This is a genomic window from Rhodococcus oryzae (genome assembly GCF_005049235.1).
Taxonomy (GTDB): domain Bacteria; phylum Actinomycetota; class Actinomycetes; order Mycobacteriales; family Mycobacteriaceae; genus Rhodococcus_G; species Rhodococcus_G oryzae.
In genome coordinates this window covers 54,734-72,823 of sequence record NZ_SUMD01000004.1, presented here as the reverse complement: position 1 = coordinate 72,823, position 18,090 = coordinate 54,734, and the positions used below count along the sequence as shown (strand labels likewise).

14 protein-coding genes and 1 pseudogene are annotated in these 18,090 nt (G+C 70.7%); 3 read left to right on the top strand and 12 right to left on the bottom strand.

Going from position 1 to position 18,090, the window contains the following annotated elements:
- Nucleotides 1-75: 75 nt before the first annotated feature.
- Nucleotides 76-789, top strand: a complete 714-nt coding sequence (locus tag FCG67_RS09355; protein WP_136909213.1) for a B-4DMT family transporter — start codon at nt 76-78, stop codon at nt 787-789.
- Nucleotides 790-845: 56 nt separating this feature from the next.
- Here the strand turns inward: FCG67_RS09355 and aroQ are convergent, their stop codons facing one another.
- The 10 genes and pseudogenes from aroQ to FCG67_RS09305 all read right to left on the bottom strand — a co-directional run bounded on the left by aroQ (nt 846) and on the right by FCG67_RS09305 (nt 11,590).
- Nucleotides 846-1,271: a type II 3-dehydroquinate dehydratase gene (gene aroQ, locus FCG67_RS09350; protein WP_136909211.1), complete on the bottom strand. Its 426-nt coding sequence runs from the start codon at nt 1,269-1,271 to the stop codon at nt 846-848.
- Nucleotides 1,268-2,380: a 3-dehydroquinate synthase gene (gene aroB / locus FCG67_RS09345; protein ID WP_136909209.1), complete on the bottom strand. Its 1,113-nt coding sequence runs from the start codon at nt 2,378-2,380 to the stop codon at nt 1,268-1,270. Before aroB ends, aroQ begins: the two co-directional genes overlap by 4 nt.
- A 62-nt stretch (nt 2,381-2,442) precedes the next feature.
- Complete coding sequence (locus tag FCG67_RS09340) at nt 2,443-2,946, bottom strand: shikimate kinase (RefSeq protein ID WP_136909207.1); 504 nt, start codon at nt 2,944-2,946, stop codon at nt 2,443-2,445.
- On the bottom strand, nt 2,943-4,142 hold the full coding sequence (gene aroC, locus FCG67_RS09335) for a chorismate synthase (protein WP_246044967.1): 1,200 nt from the start codon (nt 4,140-4,142) through the stop codon (nt 2,943-2,945). The genes FCG67_RS09340 and aroC overlap by 4 nt, the downstream gene beginning before the upstream one ends.
- A 46-nt stretch (nt 4,143-4,188) precedes the next feature.
- The gene (locus FCG67_RS09330) at nt 4,189-4,770 is read right to left on the bottom strand and encodes a prepilin peptidase (protein ID WP_246044966.1); all 582 of its coding nucleotides are present in this window, start codon (nt 4,768-4,770) and stop codon (nt 4,189-4,191) included.
- A gap of 97 nt (nt 4,771-4,867) precedes the next feature.
- Complete coding sequence (locus FCG67_RS09325) at nt 4,868-5,692, bottom strand: shikimate dehydrogenase (RefSeq protein ID WP_136909203.1); 825 nt, start codon at nt 5,690-5,692, stop codon at nt 4,868-4,870.
- A pseudogene (locus FCG67_RS09320) lies at nt 5,682-6,890 on the bottom strand (endolytic transglycosylase MltG); the annotation flags it as partial. The pseudogene FCG67_RS09320 and the gene FCG67_RS09325, both read right to left, overlap by 11 nt.
- 23 nt (nt 6,891-6,913) lie before the next feature.
- Complete coding sequence (gene ruvX / locus FCG67_RS09315; protein ID WP_077041491.1) at nt 6,914-7,423, bottom strand: Holliday junction resolvase RuvX; 510 nt, start codon at nt 7,421-7,423, stop codon at nt 6,914-6,916.
- The gene (gene alaS / locus FCG67_RS09310; protein ID WP_136909199.1) at nt 7,420-10,089 is read right to left on the bottom strand and encodes an alanine--tRNA ligase; all 2,670 of its coding nucleotides are present in this window, start codon (nt 10,087-10,089) and stop codon (nt 7,420-7,422) included. The genes ruvX and alaS overlap by 4 nt, the downstream gene beginning before the upstream one ends.
- A 100-nt stretch (nt 10,090-10,189) precedes the next feature.
- Complete coding sequence (locus FCG67_RS09305) at nt 10,190-11,590, bottom strand: replication-associated recombination protein A (RefSeq protein ID WP_136909197.1); 1,401 nt, start codon at nt 11,588-11,590, stop codon at nt 10,190-10,192.
- Between the two features lie 180 nt (nt 11,591-11,770).
- On the opposite strand from FCG67_RS09305, the gene FCG67_RS09300 reads away from it, so the two are divergent.
- Together FCG67_RS09300 and FCG67_RS09295 are read left to right on the top strand one after the other, a co-directional pair.
- Nucleotides 11,771-13,447 carry an alkaline phosphatase D family protein gene (locus FCG67_RS09300; protein ID WP_425467819.1) on the top strand — a complete coding sequence of 559 codons (1,677 nt, stop codon included), beginning with the start codon at nt 11,771-11,773 and terminating at the stop codon, nt 13,445-13,447.
- A gap of 143 nt (nt 13,448-13,590) precedes the next feature.
- On the top strand, nt 13,591-15,279 hold the full coding sequence (locus FCG67_RS09295) for an alkaline phosphatase D family protein (protein WP_136909871.1): 1,689 nt from the start codon (nt 13,591-13,593) through the stop codon (nt 15,277-15,279).
- Nucleotides 15,280-15,303: 24 nt separating this feature from the next.
- Here the strand turns inward: FCG67_RS09295 and FCG67_RS09290 are convergent, their stop codons facing one another.
- Nucleotides 15,304-16,737: a phytoene desaturase family protein gene (locus FCG67_RS09290; protein ID WP_136909193.1), complete on the bottom strand. Its 1,434-nt coding sequence runs from the start codon at nt 16,735-16,737 to the stop codon at nt 15,304-15,306.
- 24 nt (nt 16,738-16,761) lie between these two features.
- Nucleotides 16,762-17,949: a phosphotransferase family protein gene (locus tag FCG67_RS09285; RefSeq protein WP_136909191.1), complete on the bottom strand. Its 1,188-nt coding sequence runs from the start codon at nt 17,947-17,949 to the stop codon at nt 16,762-16,764.
- Nucleotides 17,950-18,090 lie beyond the last annotated feature (141 nt).

Below are 18,090 nucleotides of genomic sequence, written 5' to 3'. Positions count from 1 at the left end.
CCCTCGCGAGGGCCCTCGCCGCGCGAGGTGTGGGTTAGGCCACAGGTCCCATTGAGCGGTCGTTACGCTGTCGGCATGAACTCGTGGCTTCTTCGTGGTCTGGGTATGGCGTCGGTGCATGTCGTGACGAGGGTGGTGCTCGGACTCGCGGTCACGCAGTGGCCCCTGCACGGATCCTCACTACGGTGGATCTCGCTGGCGTTCGTGGTGCTGGTCGCACTGCTCTGGGGCGGTCTCGACGGCATCAGGGACGCGCGCACCGCGGTGGACGAGGAGTCGGGCGCGGACCTGACCATGATGTGGCTCAAGGCCGCCGCCGTCGCGGGTGTGTTGGCGGGCGCGGTGTCCTGGCTGATCGGCACCATCACCGGCATCGCACTCGGCGACAACACGCTGTTCTTCGAGCTCACCTCAGGAGCCGCCTTCACCATCCTGCTCGTCTTCCTGCCCGCGATGCTCGCGGTGACGATCGGACGTTTTCTGGTACGGCGCGAGGCCCGCAAGTCCGGAGCGACCGCAGCCCCCGTCGCGGCAGGCGCCACGGGCGCGTACGCGAGCGAACAGGACTACGACGTGGTCGAGGCCGCGGAGGAGAACTACGAGGCCTCCGAGTGGGCCTCCGAGCACGGCACCGGCCAGGGTTACTACGAGACCGATCAGGGCTACTACGAGAACGACCAGGCCGGCCGGCAGCAGGCCGACGACCAGACCTCGGGCGGCGGTCGCCACTACGTCGACGACGCCCCCACCGAGGTCTTCGAGGCCATCAAGCCCGAGAACGGCAAGTAACGCAGCTCCGCTGCCCGTGCGCGATCGATATCCCGATCGCGCACGGGCGCGCAGCGCTATCTCTCGGCGAGGAACCTCAGCGCGAGCGAGTACCCCGCGACCCCGCACCCGACGATGACGCCGGTCGCGATCGCGCTCAGGTACGAGTGATGCCGGAAGTCCTCGCGGGCGTGCACGTTCGAGATGTGCACCTCGACCAGTCCCGCCTCCAACTCGGCGCAGGCGTCCCGCAACGCGACCGAGGTGTGGGTGAGCGCGCCTGCGTTGAGCACCACCGGTTCGCCCGCATCGGCGGCGTCGTGGATCCAGCCGAGCAGCTCGGCCTCGCTGTCGGACTGGCGGACCGTCACCTCGATGCCCAGCTGGGCCGCGGTCGCCTCGCAGAGATCGACGAGATCGGCGTGAGTGGTCGCGCCGTATACCTCTGGCTGCCGCTTGCCGAGCCGTCCGAGGTTCGGTCCGTTGAGGACCTGCACCCTCACAGCAGCACCGTGCCGCCGGAGCCCGGCTGGTCCTCGCGGGCCACCGCGGAGTAGGCGGCGGCGAGCAGCGTCGGGTCCGGGCCCTCGAGCCGGCCCGGCTTCGCAAGCCCGTCCAGGACGACGAACCGCAGCATGCCCGCCCGGTTCTTCTTGTCCGTCTGCATGCCCTTGACCAGGTCCGCGAAGGCGGACGCGTCGTAGGTGGTGGGCAGGCCGACGCTCTCGAGGATGGTCCTGTGCCGTTCTGCGGTGGCGTCGTCGAGCCGGCCCGCCAGCCGGCCCAGCTCGGCGGCGAACACCAGGCCGACCGACACCGCCGCGCCGTGGCGCCAGCGGTACTTCTCGCGGCGCTCGATCGCGTGACCGAGGGTGTGTCCGTAGTTGAGGATCTCGCGCAGGTCCGATTCCTTGAGGTCGGCGGCGACGACCTTCGCCTTCACCTCCACGGACCGGCGGATCAGCTCGGGCAGCACCTCGCCGGTCGGGTCGAGGGCCGCCTCGGGGTCCCGCTCGATGAGGTCGAGGATCGTCGGGTCCGCGATGAACCCGGTCTTGATCACCTCGGCCATGCCGGCGACGATCTCGTTGCGCGGCACCGTCTCCAGGGTCGCCAGGTCGATCAGCACCGCGGACGGCTCGTGGAACGAACCGACCAGGTTCTTGCCCGCGTCGGTGTTGATGCCGGTCTTGCCGCCGACTGCGGCGTCCACCATCGCGAGCAGGGTGGTGGGCACGTGCACGATCCGCACACCGCGCATCCAGGTGGCCGCGACGAACCCGGCCAGGTCGGTGGCCGCGCCGCCGCCGAGGCTCACCACGGCGTCGCTGCGGGTCAGCCCGATGCGGCCGAGCACCTCCCAGCAGAAGCCCGCTACGGCGAGGTCCTTGCCATCCTCCGCGTCAGGGATCTCGACGCGATGGGCGTCGATGCCCTTCGCCGCCAACGCGGCGCGCACCGCCTCCGCGGTCTGCGCGAGCGGCGGCTGGTGGAAGATCGCGACGGTCCTCGTGCCGATCAGTTCGTCCACCAGTTCACCGAGCAGTCCGCGGCCGATGATCACCGGGTAGGGACTGGCGGTCTTGACCTCGACGCGTACGGGTTCGGTCACTGTCTGCTTCTCCGCTTCTGTGCGCTGCTGCTTATCGCTTCTGCCTTGGTGCTGCCACCGCTCTACCCCAGTTTGGAGACGAGCTGCTGCACCACTCGGGCCGGACTGCGCCCGTCGGTGCGGACCCGGATGGTGGCCACCTTCCGGTACAGCGGTCGCCGCCGCCGCATCAGGTCCCGGTACTTCTGGCGCGGGTCGCCTCCGTTGAGGAGGGGCCGGGAGGTGTTCGTCCCGGTCCGCTTGAGGCCCTCGGCCACGCTGATCTCCAGGTAGACGACAGTGTGGCCGACCAGCCGGGCGCGGGTGGTATCGGACAGGATCGCGCCGCCGCCGAGCGAGACGATGCCCGTCTGCTCGGCCAGCGCGCGCCGGACCATGTCCTCCTCCAGCGCGCGAAACGCCGGTTCCCCGTCCTGCGCGAAGATCTCCGGGATGGTCTTGCCCGCTTCGCGCTCGATGGCGGCATCGGTGTCGAAGATCTCGACGTCCAACGCCCGCGCCAGTCGTTTCCCGATGGTGGACTTACCGGCGCCCGGCGGTCCGATCAGGACTGCCCGTGGAGTCACCTCGACAGGCGTTCCCGGACCGAGGCGAGGTATCCGCCGATGTTGCGCATCGTCTCGTCGACCGAGTCGCCGCCGAACTTCTCGAGCGCGGCCTGCGCGACCACGAGGGCCACCATCGACTCCGCGACGACGCCCGCGGCGGGGACCGCACACACATCGCTGCGCTGATGGATGGCGACGGCCTCCTCGCCGGTGGACATGTCGACGGTCGCGAGCGCCCGCGGCACGGTGGAGATCGGCTTCATCGCCGCCCGGACCCGCAGCGCCTCGCCGTTGGTCATGCCGCCCTCGAGGCCGCCCGCGCGGTTGGTCGACCGCAGCACGCCGTCCGGGCCGGGCCGCATCTCGTCGTGCGCTGCGCTGCCCCGGCGGCGGGAGGTCTCGAAGCCGTCGCCGACCTCGACGCCCTTGATGGCCTGAATGCCCATCAGTGCGGCGGCGAGTCGCGAATCCAGCCGGTTCTCACCGCTGACGAACGACCCCAGCCCGACGGGCAGGCCGTGCACGATCACCTCGACGACACCGCCGAGGGTGTCGCCGTCCCGCTTGGCCGCGTCGATCTCCGCGATCATCGCGGCCTCCGCCTGGGCGCCGAAGGCGCGCACCGGGCTGGCGTCGATGTCCGCGAGGTCGTCGGGACCGGGGACCGGGGAGTCGGCGGGGCCCGAGGCGGTGCCGATGGAGATCACATGGGAGATCACCTCGACGCCGAAGACCTGGCGCAGGAAGGCGCGGGCCACGGTTCCGGCCGCGACGCGGGCCGCGGTCTCGCGGGCACTGGCCCGCTCCAGGACGGGACGGGCGTCGTCGAATCCGTACTTGAGCATGCCGGAGTAGTCGGCGTGGCCCGGGCGCGGGCGGGTCAGCGGCGCGTTACGCGCGAGGTCCTTGAGCAGCGCCTCGTCCACCGGGTCGGAGGACATGACCGTCTCCCACTTGGGCCACTCGCTGTTCGCGACCTCGATGGCGACGGGGCCGCCCATCGTGCGACCGTGCCGGACGCCGCCGACCATCGTCACGACGTCCTTCTCGAAGCTCATGCGGGCACCGCGGCCGTAGCCGAGGCGACGGCGGGCGAGTTGGGAAGCAATGTCCTCGGAGGTCACCTCGACCCCGGCGACCATCCCATCCAGGAGGGCGACGAGGGCGGGACCATGGGATTCTCCGGCAGTTATCCAGCGCAGCACGCCGCCCATCTTTTCACGAAACGTAGGCGTCAACGCACACCGGCCCGGTCCCCGGCTAGCCGCCCCCTGCCAGGCTCAACGCCAGCAGCGTCGACAGGCACATCGACGGCCCGTGCGCGAGGGTGCGGCCGCCCCGCCCGAGGGCAAGGGCACACCCGCCGACCAGGGCCGTCAGCGCCACCGCACCGACCGCCGCCGCCAGCCACGCCTGGGCGCCCGCCGCACCCGCCACGGCGCCGAGCCCGAGGGCCAGCTTCACGTCACCGCCGCCCATCGCGGCCGGGGATGCGAGGTGCACGGCGAGGTAGAGACCGGCCAGCATCGCCGCCCCCACCAGGGCCGCCATCCCCCGGCCCACCAGCACCGAGGCCAGGAACACCGCGCAGGCGCCCGGCAAGGTGAGCTCGTTCGGCAGCCTGCGCTCCCCCAGGTCGACCACGGACAGGCAGACACACCACCAGAGCAGCGCGCAGGCCGCTGCGGCCGTCAACGGCGGGCAGGCGAGTCCGGCCGCGACGAAGCCGGCGATGAGGACCGTGATCCACCAGCGCGGCATCGCCCGGGTGAAGCGGCGCAGGAACCGCCGCGTCGCGATGCCGGTGAGCAGTCCCGCCAGGCCGAGCAATCCGATCCCCATGCCCCGACGCTGCCATCGGCACGCACCGGGACGAGCCCCAAGAGTGCCGATTCCGGTCGTGCTGGGGATGGGTCCGGAGCTGTGGAGAAATGTCGCGTCAGCGCGCGACCACGGCCGCCATCTCCGCACGCGGGGCCGGACGGCCGGTGAACTGCTCGACCTGCCCGAACGCCTGGTTGAGCAGCATCCGCAGGCCGTCGACCACGGTCCCGCCCGCGGCCTGAACCGCGGCGGCAAGCGGGGTTGGCCACGGATCGTAGATGGCGTCGAACACCACCGGCGCCCGCGCGACCGCGCCCGCGAACGGCGCGATCGCGTCCGCGGGCACGGTACTGACCACCGTCGCCGCGTCCGCACACGCCGCGGCCAGCGCGTCGGTATCGAAGCCGAGGTGGCGGGCCCGCAGGCCCATCTCCGACGCGCAGGCCAGCGAGGCCGCCGCCCGGTCGGCCGAGCGGGCGACGACGGTCACCGCGTCGACACCGAGGTCCGCCAGCGCCCGCAGCGCCGGCCGCGAGGTCCCGCCCGCGCCGATCACGACAGCGTTCGCGCCGCCCAGATCGGTGACCCCGACCTCGGCGAGGGCGCCGGTCACGCCGTCCACGTCGGTGCAGTCCGCCCGCCAGCCGCCCGGTACCCGGACCAGGGTGTTGGCCGAACCGACCTGTACCGCGCGCTCGGTGCGTTCGGTCGCGTACTCGAGCGCGGCGACCTTGCCGGGCATGGTGACCGAGAGCCCGACCCATTCCGGGCCCAGCCCGTCGACCAGCCCGGGCAGCTGCTCGCCGGTGCACTCGATCCGGTCGTAGGTCCAGCCGGTCAGGCCGAGTGCGCGGTACGCCGCCAGGTGCAAGAGCGGCGACTTCGAGTGTCCGATCGGCTTGCCAAGGACCGCCGCCTTGCGTGGCAGGTCAGCGCCCACTGTCGAGGATCCCGCTCGCCAGCGCCTTCTTGCTGTTCTCCAGGTGTTCGGTGTAGCTCTTGGTGAACAGCGTGGTTCCCTTGTTGTCGATCGTGACGAAGTACAGCCAGTCGCCCGCGGGCGCCTTCTCCACGGCCTCCACGGCGCCGATGCTCGGCGACGAGATCGGGGTCGCGGGCAGTCCGTCCATCGCGTAGGTGTTCCACGGGGTGACCTTCGCGCGGTCGCCATCGGTGGTCGCGAGCTCGGTGGTGTCGAGCGCGTAGTTGACCGTCGAGTCGAGCTCGAGGCGCTGCGGCGCGGCGAGCCGGTTGACGATCACGCGCGCGACCTTGCCGAAGTCGTCCGGCAGCGACTCCCGTTCCACCAGCGACGCCGCGACGAGCAGGTCGTAGGGACTCAGGCCGACAGCGTTCCCCGCGCGGTCGATGCCGGTGGCCTCGTACTTGGCCGCGCTCCCGCTGACGAGGGTGGTCAGGATCTCCGCCGCCGATTCCCTCGGGTCGAAGTCCCATTTGCCCGCGGCGATCAGGCCCTCGAGCTGCCGGGTACGGTCCGGAACCGACTTGACCCTGCTGGCGGCCCAGTCGGGCACACCGAGCGCGGCGAGGTTCGGGTTGGCGCCCGCCTCCTTGAGCTCGTCGACGCTCACACACTTCTGCTGACCCGAGGGGGTCGGCAGGCAGCTCGCCTCGGAGATGAGGGTGTAGATGCCACGCTTGGTGGCGCCGGTGTTCACGTCCCTGGTGTCGTGTAGCTGACGACCCTCGGAGATCACCAGCGCACCGACGCGGGAGTTCGGATCGACCAGGCCTGAGACGGCCTGCGCGGCCGGGACCTGGGACTTGAGGTTGTAGAAACCGGGCTGCACCGACGTCATGGAATCGTTCTGGACGGCCGCGTTGAAGAACGCGGACGCGCTCGCCACGACGTCCTTCTCGACCATCTCAGTGGCGATCTGGTCGGCGGTGTCACCGGGGTGCACCTGCACGACGACATCGGGCCCCGACTGCCCTGCCTCGTAGTCCTCGGGCACGTCGACGCCGCCGAGGAGCTTCTTGCCGCCGACGTAGCCGACACCCACGATCAGCGCGAGGGCGCCGAGTCCGGCGATCGCGACCACCATCTTGCCCCTGCCCTTGCGTCCCGCGGCGGCCTCCCGTGCGCGACGCACTTCCGCGCGAGTCGGCTGCAACTCGGGCCCTCTCGACCGGGTATCGGTCACTCGCCGTCCTCCATCTGTGAGGGCAGGGACTGCTCCGAGTGCAGTTCCCTGCTGCGCTGGTCCAACCATCCTTGCAAGATCGCCACGGCCGCGGCCTGGTCGATCACCGACCGCTGTCCCTTCGCCTTGACCCCGCTCTCACGCAGGGCCCTGGACGCGGTCACCGTCGTGAAGCGTTCATCGGTCATGCGAACCGGGATGGGCGCCAACCGATCCCGGAGCTGCGCGGCGAACTTCGAGGCGAGTCCGGCCGCGGTTCCGCTCTCCCCTCTCAGGGTTCGCGGCAATCCGACGATAACCTCGACGGCCTCGTATTCCGCGACAATCGCGGCGAGTCGCTCGATGTCCGACCTGTCGGCGCGGGACTTGGCCCTCGCCACTGTCTCCACCGGCGTGGCCAGGATCCCGTCCGGATCGCTGGCGGCGACACCGATCCGGACGCTGCCCACATCGACCCCGATCCGGCGACCCCGCCCCTGGTCGCCGGGCTGGTCGGCCTCGCTCACCCGGCGATCTCGGCGACGCGGGCGCGCACTGCCGAGAGCGCGGCGGGGATGCCCGACGCGTCGCTGCCCGAACCCTGGGCCATCTCCGGCTTGCCGCCGCCGCGGCCACCGATGCTCGGACCGAACGCGGCCACCAGGTCGCCGGCCTTGACGCCGAGGTCCTGCGCGGCCTTGTTGGCGCTCACCACGAACGGCACCTTGCCGTCGGCGGAACCGATCAGGACCACCACGGCGGGCTCGGTCCCGAACCGGCCGCGGACATCGGTGGCGAGGGTGCGCAGGTCATTGCCCGCGACGCCCTCCGGCGCCGCCTCGGCGACCAGCAACAGCCCGCCGATCCGCTCGGCCCGCTCGACGAACGCGCCTGCGCCTGCCAGCACCGCGGCCGCCTTGGTCTGCTCGAGTTCCTTCTCGGCCACCTTGAGCCGCTCCACCAGCTGCTCCACGCGCCCGGGCACCTCCTCGGAGGGCACCTTCAGCGCGGTCGCGACACCGGCGAGCAGCGCGCGCTCCTTGGCCAGGTAACGGTACGAGTCGAGGCCGACGAAGGCCTCCACGCGCCGGATGCCGGAGCCGACGGAGGACTCACCGAGCAGCGTGACCGGCCCGATCTGCGAGGAGTGCGCGACGTGGGTGCCGCCGCACAGCTCCATCGAGAACGGTCCGCCGATCTCGACCACCCGGACCTCGTCGCCGTAGTTCTCGCCGAACAGCGCCATCGCGCCCATCGACTTTGCCTTGGCCAGGTCGGTGACGAACGTGTTGACCGGATGGTTGGCGGTGACGGCCTCGTTGGCGACGGCCTCGATGTCGTTGCGCTGGGCCTCGGACAGCTGGCCCTGCCAGGAGAAGTCGAACCGCAGGTAGCCGGGCTTGTTCAGCGATCCGGCCTGAACGGCGTTGGGGCCCAGCACCTGTCGCAGCGCGGCGTGCACCATGTGGGTACCGGAGTGCCCCTGGGTCGCGCCAGCCCGCCAGTTCGCGTCGACCTGCGCGAGGATGGCGTCACCCTCGGTGATCTGGCCCTCCTCGACGGTGACCTTGTGCACCCACAGCTTCTTCGCGATCTTCTGCACGTCGCGCACCCGCACCCGCAGCCCGGGCCCGGTGATCACGCCGATGTCGGCGATCTGGCCGCCTGCCTCCGCGTACAGCGGGCTGCGGTCGAGGATGACCTCGACGTCCTGGCCGACGGTCGCTGTGGGGATCCGGACGCCGTCGGAGATCAGCGCCAGCACTGTGGCCTCCGAGGTCAGCTCGGCGAAGCCGGTGAACTCGGTCTCGCCGCGGTCGACGAACTCCTTGTAGACGGTGAGGTCGGCGTGCGACTGCTTGCGGGCCTGCGCGTCGTCCTTGGCGCGCTGACGCTGCTCGGCCATGAGCGACCGGAAGCCGTCCTCGTCGACGGTCAGGCCGGCCTCGGACGCCATCTCCAGGGTCAGGTCGATCGGGAACCCGTAGGTGTCGTGCAGGGCGAAGGCCTCGCTGCCCGCGATCACCTTGTTGCCCGCCGACTTGACCTCGTCGGCTGCCGTCTCGAACAGCTTCTCGCCAGAGACCAGGGTGCGACGGAACGCCGCCTCCTCGCCGACCGCGACATTGAGGATCCGTTCGAAGTCGGTGTCGAGTACCGGGTACGACGGCGCCATGGTGTCGCGCACGACGGTGATGAACTCGCGCATGCTCGGCTCCTCGGCGCCGAGCAGCTTGGCGGAGCGGACGATACGGCGCAGCAGGCGGCGCAGCACGTAGCCGCGGCCGTCGTTGCCGGGGTTGACGCCGTCGCCGATCAGCATGGCGGCGGTGCGCGCATGGTCGGCGATGACCCGGAAGCGGACGTCGTCCTCGTGGCTGCCCGCTCCATAGGGGCGCCCGGTGAGTTCCTCAGCCTTGGCGATGACCGGTCGCACGAGGTCGGTCTCGTAGACGTTGTCGACGCCCTGCAGGACCAGCGCAACCCGCTCGACGCCCATACCGGTGTCGATGTTCTTCTTCGGCAGCACGCCCACCGGCTGGTGACCGAGCTTCGGGCTCAGCTCACCGCGAACGTCCTGCATGAACACGAGGTTCCAGATCTCGAGGTAGCGGTCCTCGTCCACGATCGGGCCGCCCTCCTTGCCGAACTCGGGGCCGCGGTCGTAATAGATCTCCGAGCACGGTCCGCCAGGGCCGGGCACGCCCATGTCCCAGTAGTTGTCCTTGCCGTCGCGGAACTGGATGCGCTCCTCGGGGATTCCGGCGACGCGACGCCAGATCTCCGCGGCCTCGGGATCCTTCTCGTAGGCGGTCACCCAGATGCGCTCGGGGTCGATTCCGTATCCGCCCTGGTCCAGCGGCTTGGTGATCAGCTCCCAGGCGAGGGTGATGGCACCCTCCTTGAAGTAGTCGCCGAACGAGAAGTTGCCCGCCATCTGGAAGAAGGTGTTGTGCCGGGTGGTGACACCGACCTCCTCGATGTCGCCGGTGCGCACACACTTCTGCACGCTCGTCGCGCGCTGGTACGGCGGGGCTTGCTGGCCGAGGAAGAACGGCTTGAACTGCACCATGCCGGCGTTGACGAACAACAGGTTCGGGTCGTCGAAGATCAACGACGCACTGGCCACCTCGGTGTGACCCGCCTTGACGAAGTGGTCGAGGAATCGCCTGCGGATCTCGTGGGTCTGCACTAACCGGTCCTTACTTCATGGGCATACGTCATGGGCATCTCAGATGAATATCCAGCTTAACGTGCCGAGGATGACGGGGTGCGCAGCGCTCGGGGCCGCGTCAACCCCGCACGATCCGCCGCAACTTGCCCACCCGTGCGGCGATCTCACGCTCGGCGCCGTGCCCGGTCGGCTCGTAGTAGTCGACACCGACCAACTCGTCCGGCGGGTACTGCTGCGGCAACACGCCGTCGGGAGCGTTGTGTGGGTAGCGGTACCCGACCGCGTTGCCCAGCTTCTCGGCGCCGGCGTAGTGCCCGTCCCGCAGGTGCGGCGGCACCAGTCCCGACTTCCCCGCGGACACATCTGCCATGGCCGCGCCGAGCGCGGCGATCACCGCTCCCGACTTCGGCGCGGTCGCCAGGTGGATCGTGGCCTGCGCCAATGCGAGCCGGGCCTCCGGCATGCCGATGAGCTGGACGGCCTGCGCGGCCGCGGTCGCGGTCTGGAGGGCGGTCGGATCGGCCATGCCGATGTCCTCGCTCGCGTGCACCACCAGCCGGCGTGCGATGAAGCGTGGATCCTCGCCCGCGGTGATCATCCGGGCCAGGTAGTGCAGCGCGGCGTCCACGTCCGAGCCGCGGATCGACTTGATGAACGCGCTGATCACGTCGTAGTGCTGGTCGCCGTCCCGGTCGTAGCGCACGGCCGCCTTGTCGACACTCGCCTCGACGGTCTCGAGGTCGACCACGCCGGATCCGTCCTCGGCAGGCGAATCGAGCGCCGCACCCGCGGCCGCCTCCAGCGCGGTCAGGGCACGCCGGGCATCGCCCGACGCCAGCCGCACGAGATGGTCGCGCGCCTCGGCCGTCATGCTGACCGAACCGCCCAGCCCCCGCGGATCCGCGACGGCCCGGTCGAGCAAAGCGCCGATGTCGGCCTCGGTGAGCGAGTGCAACTGCAGGACCAGCGACCGGGACAGCAGCGGCGACACGACCGAGAACGAGGGGTTCTCGGTGGTGGCCGCGACCAACAGCACGATCCGGTTCTCCACCGCGGCCAGCAGCGCGTCCTGCTGGGTCTTCGAGAAACGGTGCACCTCGTCGATGAAGAGCACGGTCTGCTCCCCCGCGGTGAGCCGTCTGCGGGCCAGGTCGATCACCGCGCGGACGTCCTTGACGCCCGCGGACAGCGCGGACAAGGCCTCGAACCGGCGGCCTGTCGCCCGCGAGATCAGGGAGGCGAGGGTGGTTTTGCCGGTGCCGGGCGGACCGTAGAGCATCACCGACGCCGCGCCCGAGCCGTCCACGAGCCTGCGCAGCGGGGCGCCGGGTCCCAGCAGATGCCCCTGCCCCACCACCTCGTCGAGGCTCACCGGCCGCATTCGGACCGCGAGCGGCGCGTCCGGGCGCACCGGCGGCAGGCCCGCGGTCACCGGCCCCGCATGATCCGCGGGTTCCCCCGGGGCGGCGAACAGCCCCGCGTCCGCGCCACCGTCGGTTGATCCCAGCCAATCGCTCACGTGTCGACGCTACTAAAGGGCACCGACGCGGGTGCCCCCGACCGCGCCGGACGACAAGGTAGTAAACGCCAGATGAATATCCGGCCCCAGGGCCCGCCACGTGTTGAACACACGTCCAAGTTCGGTTCTGATCTTCGGGTGTCTGACAACTGGCTTCCCGACCGCACCACCCTGCCGAGCCTGAGCAGGCGGACCCTTCTGAAGAGCTCGGCCGCGCTCGCGGGCGTGGGGCTGGGCGTTGCGGCCGCGGGTACCGCAGGCGCGGCGCCCGGCGCGGGCGTCGTCGGCTTCGCGCACGGCGTCGCGTCCGGCGATCCGCTCCCCGATCGGGTCATCATCTGGACCCGCGTCACCCCGTCCGCCGACGCGCTGCCCGGATCCGGCGCGGGAGCGGCGGTCGCACTGGACTGGCAGGTCGCGACCGACCCCGTCTTCGACTCGGTCGTGCGCAGCGGGACCGTGACCGCGGACGCCGCCTCCGACCACACCGCGAAGGTCGACGTCACCGGCCTGAAGCCAGCGACCGTCTACCACTACCGCTTCACCGCCCGCGGCGGTGCGGTCGGCGGCCAGGTCTCCCCCGTTGGTCGCACCCTCACCGCGCCCGCCAACGATGCCGACCTGGCGCGGCTGCGCTTCGGCGTGGTGTCCTGCTCCAACTGGGAGGCCGGATTCTTCTCCGCCTACCGCCACCTCGCGCAGCGCGAGGACCTCGACGCGGTCCTGCATCTCGGCGACTACATCTACGAGTACGGCCGCGGCGAGTACGGAGGACGCAACGGTGCGGTCCGGCCCACCGACCCGCCGCACGAGATCGTCTCCCTCGCCGACTACCGGATTCGGCACGCCCAGCACAAGACCGACCCGGACCTGATGGCGCTGCACGCCCGGGTGCCGTTCATCGCGACCTGGGACGACCACGAGTCCGCCGACAACGCCTACGACGGCGGCGCCGAGAACCACAACCCCGCCACCGAGGGAGACTGGGCCTCCCGCAAGGCCAGTTCCGTGCGCGCCTACTTCGAGTGGATGCCCGTGCGGCCCACCGGGGCCGGCGCCGAGGTGACGACCTACCGGCGCTTCCGGTTCGGCAACCTCGCCGAGATCTCCATGCTCGACCTGCGCACCTACCGCGACGTGCAGCCTGCCGCCACCGCCGGGCACGAGGTGGACTCCCCCGACCGGACCATCACCGGCCGCGCCCAGATGGACTGGCTCACCACGGGCATCGTGTCCTCGCCGACCCAGTGGAAGGTGGTCGGCAACCCGGTGATGATCGCGCCCACCCTGATCCCGCCGCTGGACCCCAAGACCACCAAGGCACTCACCGATCTCATCGGAGTGCCCCAGGCGGGCATTCCCTACGGCACCGACTCGTGGGACGGCTACGCCGCCGACCGCCGCCGCCTGTACAACGCGATCGCCGACGCGGGTGTCGACAACACGGTCTTCCTGACCGGCGACGTCCACACCTCCTGGGCCTGCGACCTTCCCCTCGACGCCGCGAACTACCCGGCGGGCCCCACGATCGGCACCGAACTCGTGGTGCCGTCGGTGACCTCCCCGAACATGGACGACTCGCTCGGCGTGCCGCCCCGCACTGCCAGCCTCGCGGTGGAGGAGGCGTACAAGGCGGTCAACCGGCACATCCGGTATCTCGACTTCGACTCGCACGGTTACGGCGTGTTCGAGATCGCCCCCGCCGGTTCGCAAATGGACTGGTACTACATCAGTGACCCGATCGACCCCAACGCGACAGTGCGCCATGGGGCGAGCTTCCGGGTCGCGGACGGCACCCAGCGCACGGTCCCGGTCGGCACACCGCTCGACCCCGCGGCCCACCATCCGGGCGCATGAGCTCCAGACCGCCCGCATCCGAACGACACGAGGACGAACGTCAGATGAACATTGGGCGATCGACCCCGTTGCAGTTTGAACACGCGTCCATGTTCGGCTGTGATGCTCGGGTGTCTGACAACTGCCTTCCCGACCACACCACCATGCCGAGCGTGAGCAGGCGCACCCTGCTGAAGAGCTCGGCCGCCCTCGCGGGTGTGGGCATCACCGTTGTGGCCGCGGGCACCGCCGCCGCCGCGCCGGGCGCGCCCGCAGTCGGCTTCGCGCACGGCATCGCCTCCGGCGACCCGCTCCCCGACCGGGTCATAATCTGGACCCGCGTCACCCCGTCCCCCGACGCGCAGCCCGGATCCGGTGTGGGAGCATCGATCTCGCTGGAATGGCAGGTCGCGACCGACCCCGGCTTCGCCACCATCGTGCGCAGCGGCACCGTGACGGCGAACGCCGACACCGACCACACCGCCAAGGTCGACGTCACCGGCCTGAAGCCCGCCACCTCCTACCACTACCGCTTCACCGCCCGCGGCGGCGCGGTCGCCGGGCAGGTCTCCCCCGTCGGGCGCACCAGGACCGCACCGGCAAACGACGCGGATCTGGCACGGCTGCGCTTCGGCGTGGTGTCCTGCTCGAACTGGGAGGCCGGCTACTTCTCCGTGTACCGCCACCTCGCGCAGCGCGAGGATCTTGACGCGATCCTGCATCTCGGCGATTACATCTACGAGTACGGCCGCGGTGAGTACGGGGGGCGCAACGGAGCCGTCCGGCCGCACGACCCGGCCCATGAGATCGTCTCGCTCGCCGATTACCGGATCCGGCACGCCCAGTACAAGACCGACCCGGATCTGATGGACCTGCACGCGCGACTGCCGTTCATCGCGACCTGGGACGACCACGAGTCCGCGGACAACTCCTTCGACGGCGGCGCGGAGAACCACAACCCCGCCACCGAGGGCGACTGGGCCACCCGCAAGGCCAGTTCCACCCGCGCCTACTTCGAGTGGATGCCTGTGCGGGTCACCGGATCCTCCACCGAGATCACGCTGTACCGGCGCTTCCAGTTCGGCAACCTCGCTGAGATCTCCATGCTCGATCTGCGCACCTACCGCGACGAGCCTGCCGCGTCGGGGGCCGGCTGGCGCCAGGTGGACTCGCCCGACCGGACCATCGCTGGCGGCGCCCAGATGGACTGGCTGACCAAAGGCATCGTGTCCTCGCCTGCCCGATGGAAGATCGTCGGCAACCCGGTGATGATCGCGCCCTGCGTGTTCCCGCCCCTGGACACCAAGACCACCGCGGCCCTCACCGACATGATCGGAGTCCCCGATGCCGGGATTCCGTACAACACCGACCAGTGGGACGGCTACTCCGCCGACCGCCGCCGGTTGTTCGATGCGATCACCGCGGCGGGTGTCGACAACACGGTCTTCCTGACGGGCGACATCCACACGTCCTGGGCCTGCGACCTGCCGATCGACGCCGCGAACTACCCGGCCGGCCCCACGGTCGGCACCGAGTTCGTGGTGCCGTCGGTGACCTCCCCGAACATCGACGAGAAGCTGGGGGCGCCACCGCGGTCCGTCTCTGTCGCGGCGGAGGAGGGGTTCAAGGCGGTCAACCGGCACGTGCGGTACGTCGAACTCGACTCCCACGGATACGGCGTGTTCGAGATCGCCACCGCCGGTTCGCAGATGGACTGGTTCTACATCAGCGACCCGGCCGACCCCAACGCGGCGGTCCACCACGCCGCGAGCTACCGGGTGGCGGACGGCGCCCAGCGCACGTTCCCGGTCGGCGCACCGCTCGACCCCGCCGCATACCGACCCGGCGCGTGAGCGCCAGGCGGCGCTGAGTCCGCGTCACCGCCTCTCCCGGTCCGCCCTGCGCAGATGACGCAGGGCGGACCGGGCCGCGTTGTACCCGGACATCCCGTGTGCGCCCGCGCCGGGCGGGGTTGAGGCGGAACAGAGGAAGGTCCCCTCGACGCCGGTGTCGTACGGGTCACGCGCCGTCCGCGGCCGAAAGACCACCTGGGGTCCGCTGTTCGCGCCGCCGATGATGTCGCCCCCCGCCTGGTTCGGATTGTCCTCGGCCAGCCGGGCGGGCCCGGCGACATCGGTCGCGATGATCCGGTCGCGGAATCCGGGTGCGAAACGCTCGATCTGCGCGATCACCGCCTCCGTCGCATCACCCGGGTATCCGTGCGGGACATGGGCATACGCGTACAGGGGATGCACATCGCCCCGTGATCGCGTCGGGTCCGCGAGGTACTGCTGCCCGATGAGGACGAACGGGCGCCGCGGCATCACTCCCGCACCGACCAGACGCTCACTGGCCGCGATCTCGGCGAAGTCGCCACCGAGGTGGACAGTTCCGGCTCTGCGGCAGTCGGGGTTCGTCCACGGCACGTGGCCGTCGATCGCGAAGTCGACCTTGTACGCACCCGGCGCCGGGCGGTACCGCGCGTAGGCGCGCGCCACCCGCGCAGGGAGCCGGTCCCTCAGAATCCGGACGGCGCCTGCGGGCGCGACGTCGAGCAGCACCACGTCCGCGGGCGGGATGTCGGCCGAGGTGCGCACGCGCACGCCGGTCTCGATGGTGCCGCCGTGCTCGACGAGCATCGCCGCGAGCGCATCGGTGATCGACCGCGATCCACCCTCGGCCACCGGCCAGCCATAGCGGTGTCCGGCGGCGGTGATCATCAGTCCCACCGCGGAGGTGGCCGGCCGGTCGAGCCGGCAGTACGCGTGCGCAGCGAGGCCACCGAACAGCGCGCGCGCCTTCTCCGTTCGCCACCACCGTGCGGTGACGGTGGCGGGGAGCAACGCTCGCGGCCCGAAGGCCGCGAGGCGGACCGGGTGGCGCGGGAAGGCGAGCACCGGGCGCATCAGGTCCTCGGCGAGGGCGTCGAACCCGTCCGCCAGGTCACCGAACATCCGGCGCCAGCGTTGCCCGTCGACACCGAGCCCCGCTGCGGTGTCCTCGATCGAACGGTGCAGGGCGCCCGCATCGCCACTGTCGAGGGGATGGGCGCAGTCGATCTCGGCCCATCGCCAGGTCAGGCCGTACTTCTCGAGGCCGAGCGTGGCCAGGTACGGAGAGCCGATGCCCATCGGGTGGAACGCCGAACAGTGATCATGGATCAGACCGGGAACTGTCAACTCACCGGAGCGGGTACCACCGCCGATCGTGTCGGCCGCCTCGAGCACCCGCACCTCGACGCCGTTCCGCGCGAGGTGCACGGCGGCGGCGAGCCCGTTGGGTCCGCTGCCGACGACCAGCGCCGAGCTCATCGGCCCTCCTCGCGACTGACGTCCCTACGTCCAGTACGTCGCGAGCCGCTCCGCGACCTCGCGGGCATGCGCGGCCACGTCGGGGGCCCCGGCGTGGTCGGCGCAGGACGCGAGTGTGTTCCACCGCGCGATCAGCGCCTTCGATCGCGGCAACGACAGGTGATGCTCGCGGGCGGCAGCGATCCGCTCGTGGTCATCGGGCAGGAACCAGTAGGTCGAGAGCCAGACCCAGATCAGCTGGGCCTCGAGCATCCTGGCACAGAGCACCTCGTCGTCGGACAGCTGCGGCCACATGCCGACCACCTCGGCGCGCCAGGCCTCGGCCATCGCCGCCGAGCGCTCCGGCGACAGCTCGACCCCGCACAGGCAGCCGGGAAACGACACGAGGGCGTAGGCGATGTCGAGCGTCGCGTCGCGGAACCCGCCCCACTCGTAGTCCAGGAAGCGCACCCCGGCATCGTTGACGATGATGTTGTCCGGGCAGAGGTCCGACGGGCTGAAAGCGCGGTAGCGGCCGCCGTCGAAGAGACGCGCGGCCTTCGTGACGCGATCGACGATGTCCTGGCCGACCTCGATGCCGAGCTCGCGGCGCAGCAACGCGGGCACCTTCGGGGCGGACGCGACCACCTGCTCGGAGATGCTGTTGCCGAAGTGCGGCACGTCGGCGCGGCGCAGCAGCGCGGTGAAGTCCTCCTCGCGCCCTACGGTCGCGGCGTGCATCCGGCCGATCGCCTGAGCCAGTGCCATCAGCGAGTTGGTGACCGCCGCCTCGTCGGCCTGCTGGAGAAGTTCGGCGATCGGGGTGGCGTCACCGAGATCGGTGAGCACCAGCAGTCGAGCGTCGAGGTCGTAGGCGATCAGTTCCGGGCCCGGCCTGCTGTCGGTCGCCAGCGCGGTCGCGAACTGGTACGAGACGGCCTCGCGGAGGAAGGCGGTGTCCATCACCCGCGGCTCGTCGGCGGGCAGCGCGGCGTAGGCGGCGATGCGCCTGGCCTCGGCCTCTGGGGACAGCTCACGGACCTGCTTGATCACCAATGTGCGTGGCAGCGAGAAGGGATTCTCGGCGCAGCGGACGCGCAACACGACCGTGCGGCCGCTGCCGCCCAGATCGATGGGGTCAACAAGGGTGACCGGAGCTCCGGTACGTCGCTCCAGCAGCTGCTCGGCTGCTGCGACTACCTCTGAAACGGGGTCGGCCAATAGTGCGGTCATCGCCGTCCAACCTACCCGCCCGGGCCCCGACGCGGGCCCCCTCTGTCGCCCGTCCGGTCGGTTCCCGATGGACCCGCCATGCGGACCTGCAGAAACAGACCGATCCGTACGAAAAATTGATAGAGGCAGCGAGCCGACATC

Bases quoted from the DNA above. Each gene is read 5' to 3' on its own strand.
- FCG67_RS09355 (WP_136909213.1), top strand. From the start codon at position 76: ATGAACTCGTGGCTTCTTCGTGGTCTGGGTATGGCGTCGGTGCATGTC.
- aroC (WP_246044967.1), bottom strand. From the start codon at position 4,142: ATGGGCGGCGTGCTGCGCTGGATAACTGCCGGAGAATCCCATGGTCCC.
- FCG67_RS09330 (WP_246044966.1), bottom strand. From the start codon at position 4,770: ATGGGGATCGGATTGCTCGGCCTGGCGGGACTGCTCACCGGCATCGCG.
- FCG67_RS09295 (WP_136909871.1), top strand. From the start codon at position 13,591: ATGCCGAGCGTGAGCAGGCGCACCCTGCTGAAGAGCTCGGCCGCCCTC.
- FCG67_RS09290 (WP_136909193.1), bottom strand. From the start codon at position 16,737: ATGAGCTCGGCGCTGGTCGTCGGCAGCGGACCCAACGGGCTCGCCGCC.
- FCG67_RS09285 (WP_136909191.1), bottom strand. From the start codon at position 17,949: ATGACCGCACTATTGGCCGACCCCGTTTCAGAGGTAGTCGCAGCAGCC.